At 38.6% G+C, this 14801-nt stretch carries 17 protein-coding genes; 7 read left to right on the forward strand and 10 right to left on the reverse strand.

Features of this window, described 5'->3' with window-relative positions; genetic code table 11:
- Window positions 1-3 precede the first annotated feature (3 nt).
- From waaF to QMN06_RS10725, 3 genes are read left to right on the forward strand one after another with little or no spacing between them, the layout of a single operon-like run.
- Window positions 4-1050, forward strand: a complete 1047-nt coding sequence (gene waaF / locus QMN06_RS10715; protein WP_281970110.1) for a lipopolysaccharide heptosyltransferase II — start codon at window positions 4-6, stop codon at window positions 1048-1050.
- Entirely contained in the window at window positions 1050-1487 is a 438-nt protein-coding gene (locus QMN06_RS10720; protein WP_281970111.1) for a nuclear transport factor 2 family protein, read from the forward strand. Before waaF ends, QMN06_RS10720 begins: the two co-directional genes overlap by 1 nt.
- A gap of 12 nt (window positions 1488-1499) precedes the next feature.
- Window positions 1500-2108: a DUF2946 family protein gene (locus QMN06_RS10725; RefSeq protein ID WP_281970112.1), complete on the forward strand. Its 609-nt coding sequence runs from the start codon at window positions 1500-1502 to the stop codon at window positions 2106-2108.
- Here the strand turns inward: QMN06_RS10725 and QMN06_RS10730 are convergent.
- The gene (locus QMN06_RS10730; protein ID WP_281970113.1) at window positions 2105-3727 is read right to left on the reverse strand and encodes a M48 family metalloprotease; all 1623 of its coding nucleotides are present in this window, start codon (window positions 3725-3727) and stop codon (window positions 2105-2107) included. The two genes, QMN06_RS10725 and QMN06_RS10730, sit on opposite strands and share 4 nt — an antisense overlap.
- 33 nt (window positions 3728-3760) lie before the next feature.
- Between QMN06_RS10730 and moaC the strand changes: the two genes are divergently transcribed.
- A complete protein-coding gene (moaC, locus tag QMN06_RS10735) occupies window positions 3761-4228 on the forward strand; it encodes a cyclic pyranopterin monophosphate synthase MoaC (RefSeq protein WP_281970114.1) in 468 nt (155 codons plus the stop codon).
- 95 nt (window positions 4229-4323) lie between these two features.
- On the opposite strand, the gene QMN06_RS10740 is transcribed toward moaC, so the two are convergent.
- On the reverse strand, window positions 4324-4665 hold the full coding sequence (locus QMN06_RS10740) for a hypothetical protein (protein WP_281970115.1): 342 nt from the start codon (window positions 4663-4665) through the stop codon (window positions 4324-4326).
- A 100-nt stretch (window positions 4666-4765) separates the two neighbouring features.
- On the opposite strand from QMN06_RS10740, the gene QMN06_RS10745 reads away from it, so the two are divergent.
- Genes QMN06_RS10745 through QMN06_RS10755 form a run of 3 tightly spaced genes read left to right on the forward strand, consistent with a single transcriptional unit; the run spans window position 4766 to window position 8053 of the window.
- Window positions 4766-6247, forward strand: coding sequence for a hypothetical protein (locus QMN06_RS10745; protein ID WP_281970116.1), 1482 nt, complete (start codon window positions 4766-4768; stop codon window positions 6245-6247).
- Window positions 6244-6606, forward strand: coding sequence for a hypothetical protein (locus QMN06_RS10750; RefSeq protein ID WP_281970117.1), 363 nt, complete (start codon window positions 6244-6246; stop codon window positions 6604-6606). Before QMN06_RS10745 ends, QMN06_RS10750 begins: the two co-directional genes overlap by 4 nt.
- A gap of 4 nt (window positions 6607-6610) precedes the next feature.
- Complete coding sequence (locus QMN06_RS10755; RefSeq protein ID WP_281970118.1) at window positions 6611-8053, forward strand: hypothetical protein; 1443 nt, start codon at window positions 6611-6613, stop codon at window positions 8051-8053.
- Here the strand turns inward: QMN06_RS10755 and QMN06_RS10760 are convergent.
- The 8 genes from QMN06_RS10760 to recA all read right to left on the reverse strand — a co-directional run bounded on the left by QMN06_RS10760 (window position 8015) and on the right by recA (window position 14535).
- Window positions 8015-8644: a YiiX/YebB-like N1pC/P60 family cysteine hydrolase gene (locus QMN06_RS10760; protein ID WP_281970119.1), complete on the reverse strand. Its 630-nt coding sequence runs from the start codon at window positions 8642-8644 to the stop codon at window positions 8015-8017. The genes QMN06_RS10755 and QMN06_RS10760 overlap by 39 nt on opposite strands.
- A gap of 42 nt (window positions 8645-8686) precedes the next feature.
- Entirely contained in the window at window positions 8687-9394 is a 708-nt protein-coding gene (locus QMN06_RS10765; RefSeq protein ID WP_281970120.1) for a hypothetical protein, read from the reverse strand.
- A 19-nt stretch (window positions 9395-9413) separates the two neighbouring features.
- The gene (locus QMN06_RS10770; RefSeq protein ID WP_281970121.1) at window positions 9414-10118 is read right to left on the reverse strand and encodes a TerC family protein; all 705 of its coding nucleotides are present in this window, start codon (window positions 10116-10118) and stop codon (window positions 9414-9416) included.
- A 109-nt stretch (window positions 10119-10227) separates the two neighbouring features.
- Window positions 10228-11121 carry a succinate--CoA ligase subunit alpha gene (gene sucD / locus QMN06_RS10775; protein WP_281970122.1) on the reverse strand — a complete coding sequence of 298 codons (894 nt, stop codon included), beginning with the start codon at window positions 11119-11121 and terminating at the stop codon, window positions 10228-10230.
- A 16-nt stretch (window positions 11122-11137) separates the two neighbouring features.
- Window positions 11138-12298, reverse strand: coding sequence for an ADP-forming succinate--CoA ligase subunit beta (gene sucC / locus QMN06_RS10780; RefSeq protein ID WP_281970123.1), 1161 nt, complete (start codon window positions 12296-12298; stop codon window positions 11138-11140).
- A gap of 74 nt (window positions 12299-12372) precedes the next feature.
- Window positions 12373-12978 (reverse strand): DUF2889 domain-containing protein, encoded by a 606-nt coding sequence (locus QMN06_RS10785; RefSeq protein ID WP_281970124.1) that lies wholly within the window; start codon window positions 12976-12978, stop codon window positions 12373-12375.
- 17 nt (window positions 12979-12995) lie between these two features.
- Window positions 12996-13514, reverse strand: coding sequence for a recombination regulator RecX (gene recX / locus QMN06_RS10790; protein ID WP_281970125.1), 519 nt, complete (start codon window positions 13512-13514; stop codon window positions 12996-12998).
- The gene (recA, locus tag QMN06_RS10795) at window positions 13486-14535 is read right to left on the reverse strand and encodes a recombinase RecA (RefSeq protein ID WP_281971775.1); all 1050 of its coding nucleotides are present in this window, start codon (window positions 14533-14535) and stop codon (window positions 13486-13488) included. The genes recX and recA overlap by 29 nt, the downstream gene beginning before the upstream one ends.
- Between the last annotated feature and the right edge of the window lie 266 nt (window positions 14536-14801).

Genomic DNA, 14801 nt, shown 5'->3' on the forward strand with positions numbered 1-14801 from the left:
AAAATGCCTCAAACGCTCGTCATCGCCCCTAATTGGATAGGCGATGCCGTGATGTCAGAGCCTTTGATTCGCTGTTTGAACGAGGACTTGGGTCGAATTACTATTTTGGCGACGCCTTGGGTTGCCCCTGTATACCGAGCAATGCCCACAAAGCCTGATGTGATTGAGGGGAATTTTTCCCATGGCAAAATCGAGCTTGCCAAGCGCAAGCATATGGCAAACCTGATCAAAGACAGACGATTCGATCAAGCGTTTGTTTTACCTAATAGTTGGAAATCGATTCTGATTCCTGTAATGGCTAAGATTCCTAAAATTTACGGCTATCAAGGGGAGCTTCGATCTGCTTTTCTTGCGAAATACCTGCCTAATCCATCAAAAAAAAATCGTCCCCCGATGGTCCATCACTATCTCGATTTGGCAGAATTAATCAATCTTCAAACAAATTCTCAAAAAGAGAATAGGCCGCAACTGTACGTTGACGCTTTTAATCAAAATCAAGCAAAAGATGTTTTGCGGTCACTGCCACACCCTGAAAAATTTTATATTCTTGCACCTGGAGCAGAATTTGGGCCAGCTAAGCAATGGCCAGTGGAACACTTTGCTGCGCTAGCTACTCAAATATTACAAAATGATCCTTTTAGCAGTATTGTGCTGTTAGGTAGCTCAAAAGATCGTGTCATTTGTGACGAAATCTTTCAAAAAATAGACATAAAATTACATTTAAATATCCTCAATCTTTGTGGATTAGCTAGCCTTGATCAATCTATCGCTTTGATTCCTCTAGCGAAAGGTTTGGCGAGTAATGATTCTGGATTAATGCACATTGCCGCAGCTTTTGGTATCCCACAAATTGCTTTTTATGGTTCAAGTGACCCCAAACATACGCCACCACTATCTCCTTTTGCAGGAATTATGTTTTTAGGACTTGACTGTAGTCCTTGTCACCAAAGAAAATGTCCTCTTGGACATTTAAACTGCTTAAAATTAATTACCCCACAGTCCGCATTTGATGAATTAAATCGTTGTATTACTTTAAGGAATATCAATTAATGTCACGCTCAGCACGTTTATTTCACGATGTCGATGAAGTAATTGAGGGTTGGTATACAAGCCTGATCAAATGCGATTTAGAAAATGCGTTGAGTTTATGGTTTGAAGAAGATACCGTTACTTGCATTTTGCCGGATGGTGTTCGCCTGACGGGTCATAAACAATTACGTTTAGGCCTGAAAGACTTGATGAAAAACTCAGTGATTTTCGATACGCTGACCGCAACCAGTCATACCTATATGGGAACTACGTTTGTCGATAGTACGGAAGCTGTTCGGTTCCAAAAAGATGTTCATGAACCGTCGTTTTTTATCCACATGACAATCATCCTTGTGCAAGGAACAATGGGCTGGCGAATTGCTCATTTACATACCAGTCAAGTATCAAAAGATCTCATACATTCACCATCTATTGCTGGTGATCATGGCTTCCATTAATTTTGTTTAAGCATGGATCATGTGACTATCCAAGCTTTACAAAAATGGCCCCAAGTACCCAATTGCTATGGCTGGCTCAATTTTGATCGACGTGGTGAATGGCGGATTCAAAATGAATATGCTCAAAAAAACCAATTATCTGGAGAAAAGATAACTCACCCTGGTTTTAAACAATATATCGAGTCACACTTAGGGAAAGATCACTACGGTAATCATTTTTTTCAAAATGGTCCTCAACGTGTTTTTATTTCTTTTGCTTATTGTCCCTGGGTGGTTCGGTTTTACCCTCTTCCTGATGGACATTGGGAGTTAAAAACCACATTCGGTCAAGCCATTCACCCAACCGGATGTTTTTTGGATGAGCAAGATCAAATTAGTTTTGAGGCAGTGTTTGAGGTATTACAACAAGGTGATAATGGGCAATATGCCCCGCAACAAATAAAATCAATTGGCCTGTTACATGATCATGATTTAGAAATCTTTTCAGCATTTGCAAAAATATTTCAAAATAGCTGTGGAAGTTTAGGCGAGTTTTTGTGGCACCAAAAAATGTCCATAGAACCCATCAACAGTAAAGACTTACCTCGACTTTTTCAATTCATTAAAAATCCAAAGCCTTAATTAGTTTTTGGTAATTTCCCGTTGTCTTTCAATTCCTCACGATATAAAAACTCTAATTGATTCTTCCGTGCTTCAATTTCAGATAAAGAATAAAAATCCCCAGTACTGGACTGTTTCGCAATGTTTAACTGTTGAATCGCGGCAGGCAATGCTCCTTCACAAACATATTTCTCTGCAATAGCTGCATGATATTTTGCTTGGTTGTTTTGTTCTGCATAGCCCTTGGCTAATAGATTCCACCAAGTAATGTCATCTTTTTGAACTTTTGTTTTTTGCACTAACCACGCAATCCCTTCAGAATTCTTACCGCCAGCATAATATGCTTGAACTAATAAAACACCAGCAGCTTTTGATCTTGGATATGACTTGATAACTTGCGCAGATATATTTTGCGCTAACGTAAAATTTTTCTTTGCCATTGCTATTTGAGCATTCGTTATATCAAAAACATATGTATTTTTGGGAAGGATTTCATTGGAACTAAGCTGAGATGCAAGTTCTTTACTTTTTAGAAGTTGTTTTTCTGCTTTCTCAATGTTGACCTCTTGAAGAGCAACTAATGCCAAGCCAAAATGACCTTGCATCATTCTTACATTTGATTTACTGTACGTTTGACCTTTAAAAAAATCTTTTGTCTGCAGTAAATCACTACCCTGACTTTGTTGCTCTATTTTAGCCATCGTTTGATTTAAATAAAAATCAATAGAATTTTTTGTTGGTCTATTTTTATTTTGATCATTACGTGAACGATCTTGCATATCGGCAATTCGATCGCTTGTTAATGGATGCGTTCTTACATATGCTGGAACGGTTGAATCTGTAATTCCCGCAGATTTTTGTAATTTTTGAAAAAATTCAGGCATCCCATTAACATCAAATCCTGTTGCATTCAATATTTGATATCCAATACGATCAGCTTCTCTTTCTGCATCTCTAGAATACGAAAGTTGATTTTGTATCGCTAATGCTTGTCCTCCAATTGCTAAGCCTTGGGCAGCGCTTGGATTACTTCTTGCGGCAACAAGTGCCAACAATAGGGAGGCCAGAATAACTACTCCACTATTAGCCCCAACGCCTGAGCCTCGCGCAATATGCTTTTGGGTAACGTGACCTATTTCATGGCCAAGGACTGAAGAAAGTTGTGCTTCGTTATCCGCAAGAACCATCAATCCAGTATGCATTCCAATATATCCCCCCGGCAAAGCGAATGCGTTGATACTCGGATCACGTACATTAAAAAACTCAAATTTTGGCGCAAAAGGTCCCGAATTTTCTGACCCTGATATTTTTTGACTTCTTGCCCCAGCTACTAGCTCATTTCCTAACTGGTTGATGTAGTCATACATCAACCAGTTGGTAACATAGTCTGGATCCTTACGGATCTCTCGCATAATGCGCTCACCTAATTTATTTTCGTCTAGGGCACTCATATCACCAGCAGAGACATCACCTAAGTCAGGCAAAATAATTGGTGCACGTCCCCCAAGAGGTGGCTCCTCTTTGGATGCATTGATTGAATTTTGGATAGTTACTTTATCCTGAGCGATCAATGGCAAAGGATACAATAGATCAAGCCATACGATAGAAACAAGAATGTAGTAAATAATGCTTTTTTTCAATGAACACCTTTATTCAGATAAGTGAATCTAAACATGCTAACTCATTTTAATCAAGCCGGTGCAGCACACATGGTAGATGTTGGAGATAAGAACTCTACGCAACGAATTGCAAAAGCCATAGGTAAAATTATCATGTTACCGACTACTCTTGAATTAATCATTGCGGGTAATCACAAAAAGGGAGACGTACTTGGTATTGCTCGAATCGCTGGAATTCAGGGGGCAAAAAAGACTAGTGATCTAATTCCGTTATGTCATCCAATCGGTTTAACTCATGTCAGCGTAGACTTTGAGGTTATTTCTGAGAAAAATGAAGTAATTTGTACTGCTCTTACAAAAACAATTGGTCAAACAGGTGTGGAGATGGAGGCTCTAACGGCAGTCCAAGTCGCCCTACTCACAATTTATGATATGTGCAAAGCAGTAGACCGCGGCATGGTGATATCTGATGTGAAACTACTAGAGAAAAGTGGCGGCAAATCAGGGGAATGGAAAGCCTAATGTATCAAACTTGATATGTTTATTAGGCTATAAAACCTATTCTTAGCTCAGCCAATAATGGGCATAATAATTAAATCAAATTTACGTTGCTTAAATTAATATTTACTATAGTTAACTTGGCAATACTCAGTGGCTTTTTTCATGGCGGATTGCAAAAATACGTTTTGCTGTATCTCTTTAATATTTAACTTATCTAACATTTCAATTTGTTGATTAGTTAGTCCATTGGCTGATCTTTGAGCAGTACATTTGCAATACGAATTAATCGTTTGAAGAGTAATGCCTTTATTTTCCGGCAAAGTTTTTTGATTTTCGACACAACTGGGTATAAAAGCGTTGACATAATTTGCTCTAATTGGGCCTGTTGATTGCGCGTATGTGTTTGCACAAACTAAACCTATTACCAAGGCCAACATGTTTTTCATGATTAATTTCAATTTTTTCTCCTCTAAAATATTGACTATACCCATTAAAATTTGTGTATAGTTAAACTAAATATAACAAACTTCATCTAAATGAGGCTCAAAGGGGACAGTAATGAATCAATCAATGAATCTTTTTTTAAAAAATTTTTCTTCTATCTTAAAAGCTAGTTTTTGCGCTTTAGCTCTAAGCATATTTTCTGGGCATGTGATTGCTCAAGGGATAGATAGTGCTAAAAATATGAAACTTGAAGGCTATAGTGACCTACAAGGAAGAACTGCTTATCAACCTACGATTCAAAAACAAGGTAATCGCTGGATTGCCTATATCGGTCATCATGGCGACAATAAGGTCAATCCTCTGAACGGCAAAATGGAAGATAACGGAACATCCATTATTGATGTTACTGATGTTAAAAAACCAAAGTATTTGTATCACATCCCTGGTGAAGAGGGTCTTGCTGAACAGGGCGGAAGTCAAATGGTTCGCGTTTGTAGTGGCGCAACATTACCCAAAGCAGATAAAAGCAAATTTTATATGTTGAGAGTGTTTGGTAATCAAGCTCATGAGATCTGGGATGTAACTACTCCCGAAAACCCAACTTTACTCACAACTATTACAAAAGGTCTCAAAGGTACTCACAAAAACTTTTGGGAGTGTGATACCGGCATCGCCTACCTTGTATCAGGCAACCCTCAATGGCGAACCAGCCGTATGACTCAGGTATATGATTTATCGGATCCAGCAAAACCTGTCTTTATTAGAGATTTTGGCCTTGTTGGTCAACAACCAGGTGCCTCAGGTGATGTTCCAGTTCAATTACATGGCGTAATGTCTACTGGCCCTAAAGGAAATCGTGTTTATTTTGGCTATGGAACCAACACCGATGGCATCATTCAAATTATTGACCGTGAAAAATTATTGAACGGCGCTAAAGATCCTACCCCAGAAAATCTTCTTTATCCACAAGTGACACGTGTAGATATGCCGACGATGCATGGTGCACATACTACCTTCCCAATGATGGGTGTGAAAGTGCCTGAATTTTCTAAAAACTTACTAGGTGCAACTCGTGACTTTATTGTGGTTACCAATGAGGCGATTCAAAAAGAGTGTCTTGAAGGTCGTCAAATGGTTTGGATTGTTGATGCGACTAATGAAAAACGTGCCTTCGGTGTTGCTAACTGGGGAATCCCAGAAAAAAGTGGTAACTACTGCGCTAAAGGTGGGCGCTTCGGCACTCACTCCTCGAATGAAAACATGACCGATGTTTACTACAGAAAAATTATGTTTTTTGCTTATTTCAATGCAGGAGTTCGTGCTGTAGATATGAGAGACCCTTTTGCACCCAAAGAAATCGGCTACTTTGTTCCTGCGATGAATAAAAATACGGTGGTTTTAGCGACTCCAGCGAGTCAACGTGGAAAGTTACCTTTTACTGCAGCATCTGATCGTAAAGCCATTCAGACAAATAATGTGGAAGTAGACGAACGCGGCTATATTTATATTGTCGATCGCGCAAATACTGGAATGCATATTCTTTCTTTGACTGGCTCAGCTCGTGAAATTGCTAATTGGAAAGCTGCTGAAAAATGATTGAGTTGTTGGGTAGATCTTGCATTATTGCCCTGTGCTTTACATCTTTGCATAGTTATGCAAAAGAAATCACAACCTCTCTTGATTTAATCAAGGGGGTTGTGCCGAAATCACAGCAACTGATAAAAGCAAAAAAAGATGATGTGATTCAAATCCAAGTAACAAGTGATGAGCCTGGTGAATTTCATTTACATGCTTATCAACTTGATTTAAAGCTTACTCCGAAAGAAGCTCAAACCTTAAAATTCAAGGCCTATGCAACTGGACGATTTCAGTTTGAATGGCACCCTGCTGCAAATGCCACTTCAGCCCCAGCGCATCGACACGAACCTTTAGCAAGACTTGAAGTTTTTCCTTAGTCACGTGATTTTTCAACTTCGATTGCCAAAGCTCTTCATTTTTTTTGGCTTAATTTTCAGCCAATACTCCTATGCTCATAGTATTGATGAGCGTTATGATTTACCTTTGCCCTTAAATTTTTTTGTTTTTGGAAGTGCGCTAGTTGTACTCATCTCATTTATTGGTGTACTGCTTATCTTTACAAAGCCCACTATTCAAACAAGATTTCCAATTGTTCTATGGCGCAATATCAACAATCCTCACCTACTTAATATCAGTAAATTTATATTACAAATCTTATCTGCACTTCTTTTCTTTGTTGTTTTAGGTGCGTGTTTTTTTGGGGATACAAACCCCCTACAAAACTTAGCTCCCAATTTTATTTGGATGACTTGGTGGTTAGGTTTATCGTTATTTATCTCTATCTTCGGTAATGTTTGGCCACTCCTAAATCCTTGGCTCAATATTTATCTATTCATCCAACAACTTATTTCAACGCCTCAGCCCAAAGTAATCCCTATACCTGCCCCAATCTTTTTATGGAATAGCTTGTTTTTGGCTACTCTTTTTCTCTTCGTTTGGAGTTGGTTAGAGGTTGTTTATCCAGTTGCATTTGTGCCCTATCGTATTGGTTATTTAATTTTGATTTGGAGTTGTATTTCCTTTTTAGGTATATTTCTGATTGGTAAAAATCGATGGCTACAACACATTGATTTTTTCTCTATCTACTTTAATTACTTAGGAAAATTTAGTCTTTTTACATATAGCCAATCACAAAAAGCTTTACTTTTGAGGCCTTGGGGCATGGGTCTGATCAAGTCGAATTCAGAACAATCGCCATCTGGTCAAGCGGGATTTATTATCGCTATGCTGACTACGGTACTTTTTGATGGCCTACATGGTAACCAAATGTGGGTCCTCTTTGAAAAGGCCTTTGAACAATTGATTCCAAAATCGATGGATATTAATGGCTACTGGATAGGTACAGTTGGCCTAATGTTGACCTGGTGTATATTTTATTTGATTTATCAAATGACGTGTTACCTCAGTAAAAAAATGTGTCCTACTGTCAATGTGAAATATTTGGCAAATGATCTAGCCCCTGGCCTCATTCCAATTGCTATTGCCTATTTGATTGCACATAATTTTTCTAGTTTTATGATTCAAGTCCAAAACATTATTTTTTTAATTTCAGACCCATTTAATCTTGGCTGGGACTTATTTCATACGAAAAACTTTCGTCCCAATATTGCTTTAATTGATGCCAGCTTTACTTGGTATTTAGCCGTGGGCTCAATTGTAATCGGTCATATTTTGGCAATTTTGATTTGCCACCTGATTATTTTGCAAAAGACATCCTCGAAAAAAGAAGTCTTTTACTTAAGTATGCCCATGACTATTACGATGATTATATTAACGATGATGAGTTTAATCATCATCGCTGAACCCATGACTAATTCGGCTTAAATTGAGTTGGATCACTTCTTGCGTTAATGGGTTAGTAGTTAAATCATCAATTCCAATGTACTCATATCCCCAATGAGTGCGTTTATTGGGAACTATATCTCGTTGTGTAACGTCCTTAATCGATACCCAAAGGAGTTCAGTGCAATACAATGAATTAGATTGTCCAAGTATAAATTGACTATTAAACTCATATCTTTGGTCAACATAATATCTTGCTCGGTCAATAATTTGATTGATTGTTTTATTTTCAAGCTTTAAATCATATATGCTGATACTTGTTGCTGAGGCCATAAAATTCTTCAATGGCTCTTCACGCACACTTCCTTTTGGATCAATTGGGTTTCCATCTGCATTTATTACAGTAATTTCACCATTAATTGTTTTAGCAATTAATCCAACATGGGCAAAACGCTTATCTTTTTCAGAAAATGCTTGAGCAATATCACCCCAAAATCCTGGCTTGGCGATAAAAATCAGCTGACCTTCTTTAATTTTTTTTTGACTTAACTGATCATATAAAGCATATTTATTTTTTTCAGGTACATGATGAGATATTTGAAAAAAATAAAGCCCAGCAATAGCTAGGCTCAAGATGGCGAATAAAATCCATCGCATAATACTTAAAATTTTACTTTACTTTACTTTATCCATGTACCATTTAACGTTTTTATCACCCTCAAAATATAGGCGGCCATCTGCAGTCAAAGACACATTCACTTTATAAAACTTTCCATCCTTATACATTTGCTCTCCCTCAAACTGTCCAAACATGACCGGTCTTAGGCGAAGAATAATATCTCCAGGCGCAAATTTAGGACTATTGGAACTTGTTGCCACACCTACACCATTTTTTAATTCATACCCATATTTCCATTGGGAGCTGTACCAAATGCCGTTAATGGAATTCAACTCTTGATCAGCTGCGTTAAGTACTGGTGCCGCTTGCGCTGGAGCAACTGGGGCTTCAACTGGAGCTTGAGCTGCAACTGGTGGTGACGCTATGATAGGCTCTTCTTTACGCTTCTCTTTTGATTCTGACTTATCCATTTCTTTACAAGCTTTTGCAGTTTGTAAAAATGCCATGGAGACATCTTTATTTACAAGTCCTTCTTTAAAAATCGCATCACCAATATTTTTACCATTTTTATCAAGTTGTTCGAGCTGGTCAAGAAGAGCAATAAAATCTTTCTTCTCGATTTTTTTTGTTAAAGAATCTGCCATACACTTACATTCAGATTGCGTACCTTTACAGTACTTCATCCATCGTGAAGATGGTGAATCTCCACAAGCCACTAAAGTGCAGATAAAGCATAAAACAATAAGTCTTTTAAAAGTAGTCATTTTATTCATCCCTCAATGTTTATGCTTTTTCTTGATGATTTGATTTCTTTTTTAACCATAAACCAATGATCACTACTAACGCAATTCCTAAAATCTGGAATGGCGCATCAGCATTTTCCGCACCAAGAGCTTCAACCAACGTATGATGGATTGCTGGGTCAGTCGCAAACATCTCGCCAGCTAAAAAACCTAACAAAGCAGCGCCAAGCGTAATAATGACCGGGTATCTATCCATGATTTTCAGAAGAATAGTACTGCCAAAAATAATCAATGGAATACTCAAGCCAAGACCAATCAAAATGAGTGGCATACGCATTTCTTCGGGAGCTCGATCTGCAGCAGCAGCAACAGCGACCACATTATCTAAACTCATGACAAGGTCTGCAATTAAGATCGTTCTAATGGCTGTGAACATCGAAGGAGCAGAATTGATATTTTCTTCATCATCACTATCAGCCATTAGCTGGACGCCAATGTATATTAGAAGTATCGCGCCAATGATTTTTAAATAAGGCAACGCAAGCAACTGTATGGCAACCAATGTGAGAATCACTCTCATTACAATTGCAGCGGCACTACCCCAAAAAATTGCTTTTTTCTGCTGCTCGGGCGGCAAGTTTCGAGAAGCCATTGCTATTACGACGGCATTGTCGCCGGACAGCAAAATATTAGTGAACATAATGTAACCTAGAGCTACCCAAACTGCGCTCGATGTAAAATCCATGCTGTTGTCCTTGTTGTTTTAATTGAATAATAAATTTTTATTATTTTAGTAGATTATTTAATATTCCAATAAAAAAGGGGCCTAAGCCCCTTTAATTTTTGATAACAATTTAAATCATCGCTTTTAATAACTTTGCCATCTCAGATGGATTACGCGTTATTTTAAAACCGCATTCTTCCATAATCGCTAGTTTTGCATCTGCAGTATCTGCTCCACCAGAAATCAGTGCGCCAGCATGGCCCATTCTTTTTCCAGGAGGGGCTGTTACACCAGCGATAAAACCAACAATTGGTTTTTTCATGTTATCACGGCACCAACGAGCAGCATCTGCTTCATCTGGCCCACCAATTTCACCAATCATGATGACGGCATCGGTATCTGGATCATCATTAAATGCTTTCATGATATCGATATGCTTGAGTCCGTTAATTGGGTCTCCACCAATTCCAACTGCGGAAGATTGACCTAGTCCAATTTCTGTTAGCTGAGCAACAGCTTCATAAGTCAAAGTTCCAGAGCGGCTCACAACTCCAATACGGCCTTTACGGGTAATGTGGCCTGGCATAATTCCGATTTTAATTTCTTCTGGTGTAATTAAACCAGGGCAATTAGGTCCAAGTAATAAAGTTTTCTTGCCGCCTTTTGCTTCTTTTTCTTTCATACGATTGCGCACTTCAAGCATATCGCGGACTGGAATACCTTCTGTAATACAAATAGCCAAATCCAAGTCAGCTTCAACAGCTTCCCAAATAGCTGCTGCTGCTCCTGCTGGTGGTACATAAATAACTGATACAGTTGCCCCAGTTTCTTTAGCTGCATCTTTTACACTACCAAAAATTGGAATACCGAAAATTGACTCACCAGCCTTTTTAGGGTTCACACCTGCCACAAAACATTCTTTACCATTTGCATACTCTTGACATTTTTCAGTATGAAATTGGCCCGTTTTTCCTGTAATACCTTGTGTGATCACACGCGTATTTTTATTGATCAATATAGACATTTGTATTCCTCTTTAATTATTTAACGGATGCAACAACTTTAGTTGCAGCTTCTGCCATCGTGTCAGCACTGATGATCGGCAATCCAGATTCAGCCAACATCTTCTTTCCTAAATCTTCATTAGTGCCCTTCATGCGCACGACTAAAGGAACAGAAAGATTTACTGCTTTACATGCCTGAATCACACCGTCTGCAATCACATCACAGCGCATAATTCCGCCAAAAATGTTAACTAGTATTGCTTTTACTGATTTATTTTTTAACATGATTTTGAATGCTTCAGTAACCTTCTCGGCTGTCGCTCCACCACCAACATCAAGGAAGTTGGCAGGTGATCCGCCAAACAATTTAATCGTATCCATAGTCGCCATTGCTAATCCAGCACCGTTTACTAAACAACCAATATTGCCGTCAAGGGAGATATAAGCTAAGTCAAATTTAGAGGCTTCGATTTCAGCAGGATCTTCTTCTGCTTCATCACGATAAGCAACTATCTCAGGATGTCTAAACATCGCATTAGGGTCAAAATTAAACTTTGCATCTAAGGCTTTAATGTTGCCATTACCTTCTAGGATCAATGGGTTAATTTCAACTAATGAGGCATCTGTTGCCATATAAGTCTTATATAAGTTAACTAACACCTCTTTAGCCTGTGCTTGAGATGCCTCAGGCACACCAATACCTTTAACTAAGTTAGTTGCTTGAGCATCGCTTACACCATGCAATGGATTGATAAATTCTTTAATAATTTTCTCAGGCGTATGAGCAGCAACTTCTTCAATATCCATTCCACCTTCACTTGAAGCCATAATCACTACCGATTGTGTTTCACGATCAGTTAGAAGTCCGACATAATATTCTTTTTTAATATCTGCACCGTCTTCTATCAGTAATCTACGGACTAACTGCCCCTCAGGTCCAGTTTGATGCGTTTTTAATTGCATCCCAAGAATATTCGTTGCATAAGTTCTTACTTCTTCAAGACTTTTTGCTACCTTAACTCCACCACCTTTGCCACGTCCGCCGGCATGAATCTGAGCTTTAACCACCCAAACTGGGCCACCGAGTTTTTCAGCTGCCGCCATAGCTTCATCAACACTAAATGCCGGAATACCATTTGGTACTGGAATATTAAATTGACGAAGGAGTTCTTTTCCTTGGTATTCATGGATTTTCATAATTGCTTCCCTTTAGTTGAACATTTATTTATTGATAATAACGGTGAAAAATGATTGATTGAAGTCAAAGTTTCTTACTCCTTAGAAATTGTGAATTTTCCAGGCTCTAAGGGGTAACCAAACCAAACTGGATGATACTGTTTTACTACGGCTCCATCCGTTCTTAAAGCATGGCAACCATTGAATTGAAAGGGCAATTGTTCATCAGGTCGGATCTTTTGAGCCTGATCGGCTTGAATATAGAAAACTTCACCAACAAATGCTTGTGTTGCTGCAGTTGGCAATAATTTTGTTAATTCGGAAATATGAGTACAACCTAATATACCGCCTAACCTACTCTTAACTCCCTCGCGAAAGCCTTTCAATAAGTTTAATCCTATTAATTTGCCATAATCTGGTCCGATTAACTCACAAGTTCCTTCATAAGGAACTTGAAAAGACTTAGCAAATGCATCAACAACATCCATACTTTGGTTAATAGTAACCGTTAACAGCATCTGGTGAATGGGCTCTCCAGCCTTACGATAGACTGCCGCCAACTGTAAATCCTGACCTTTGCAATCAAGGATTTCAGCTTCGATATCCCATAACTGATCATCCCTTCGATATACTTTTAAATCGATTTTTCGCTCATGAACGAGCCTACGAGAAGGAGATAATTCTTGAGAATCTATGGACATCCCTATAGTCTAGCATTTCAAATTGAATCCTCTAGGGTTTTCCCTCGAACAATGCGGTAAACGATTTCTTGGTCAAAGCCGCGACTAACCATAAAACGAATTTGTTTTGCTAGGTCTTTAGGCTCTTTTGCTAGAGTTCCAAACTTCTTCAACCATACTTCATAAGCTCGCTTTGACTCAGTTTTTTTCAAATCTAAGAGGTGCTTAGAAATAATTTCAGGCTCTAAATCATGCTTCCTCAACTCTTGAGCCAAGCGATGATTTCCAAAAGTTTTAGCCTTTTTATGAATAAGACTCTCAGAGAATCTTTCATTCGATAAAAAATTCTTGATTTTTAAACGGTGGATTACGTTATTAAGCTCTTCCTCGTTCTCTGCATAAGGATGTAACTTCTTGCGAATTTCTGCTTCGCTATGCTCTCTCATTGAGAGATATCGAATACCTCGTCCCAGAAGACTAATTTTGCTTTTGGGACGAGTATCAGACTCTATTTGCTCGATTTGTTCCTCAAGCTTCTGGAGGTTCGACTTCGTCATCTTCCTTACCAGATATAACTGCTTTATTTCCTTTAACACCTAATTTTGCGCGAATTAGAGCTTCAATTTCTTTTGCTAATTCAGGATTCGCCTTTAGAAAATCGCGCGCATTGTCTTTGCCTTGTCCAATTTTTTCACCTTTGTAGCTATACCACGCACCTGACTTCTCAACGATATCTGCTTCTACACCCATATCGACAATCTCTCCTTCTCGAGAAATCCCTGAGCCGTACATAATGTCAAATATAGCTTCTCTAAAGGGTGGAGAGACTTTGTTTTTAACCACTTTAACTCTAGTCTCATTTCCAATATTGTCATCACCTTTTTTGATACTTCCAATACGACGAATATCAAGGCGCATGGAAGCGTAGAACTTTAAAGCATTACCCCCTGTGGTTGTCTCAGGAGAACCAAACATAACACCAATCTTCATACGTATCTGATTAATAAAAATGATCATCGAATTCGTACGTTTAATGGTGCCAGTTAATTTACGTAATGCTTGACTCATGAGGCGAGCCTGTAAGCCAGGGAGCGAGTCTCCCATTTCACCCTCTATTTCGGCTTTTGGAACCAATGCAGCCACTGAGTCAATCACAATTAAGTCAATGGAGCCAGAGCGCACTAACGCATCAGCAATTTCTAGGGCTTGTTCACCGGTATCGGGTTGGGAGATTAAAAGATTATTAACATCAACGCCCAATTTGGCAGCATACTGAACATCTAAGGCATGCTCAGCATCAATAAATGCGCAAGTACCGCCAAGTTTTTGCATTTCAGCTACAGCATGCAAAGTCAACGTAGTTTTGCCTGATGATTCTGGTCCGTAAATCTCGATTACGCGTCCTCTGGCAAGTCCACCCACTCCAAGTGCTATATCAAGTCCCAACGACCCGGTAGATACAACTTGGATATCCTGAGCAATTTCAGCATCGCCAAGACGCATGATTGAACCCTTACCAAATTGTTTTTCAATTTGGGCCAGTGCTGCAGTCAAGGCCTTTTGTTTTTCGCCATTCATACCCGAGAACTCAGAGTTTGCTGAGCTGGTGGGTATTGTATTAGCGCTAGCCTTTGACTTTTTATCGTCCATCTTTTTTCCGATCATCTTCTCTTCTTTATCAAGTTAATTTAAGAACATTAATATACTGTATAGAAAAACAGTATATTTGACAACTATTTTTTTAATTCTGATACATTTATGTTGCTTATATACGTTAATCCTCCAATACATACCAATATAAATATATATTTTCCTTTCTCACAATTCGCTAGAATTCTTGTCAG

Source organism: Polynucleobacter sp. SHI8 (genome assembly GCF_027944005.1).
Lineage (GTDB): Bacteria > Pseudomonadota > Gammaproteobacteria > Burkholderiales > Burkholderiaceae > Polynucleobacter.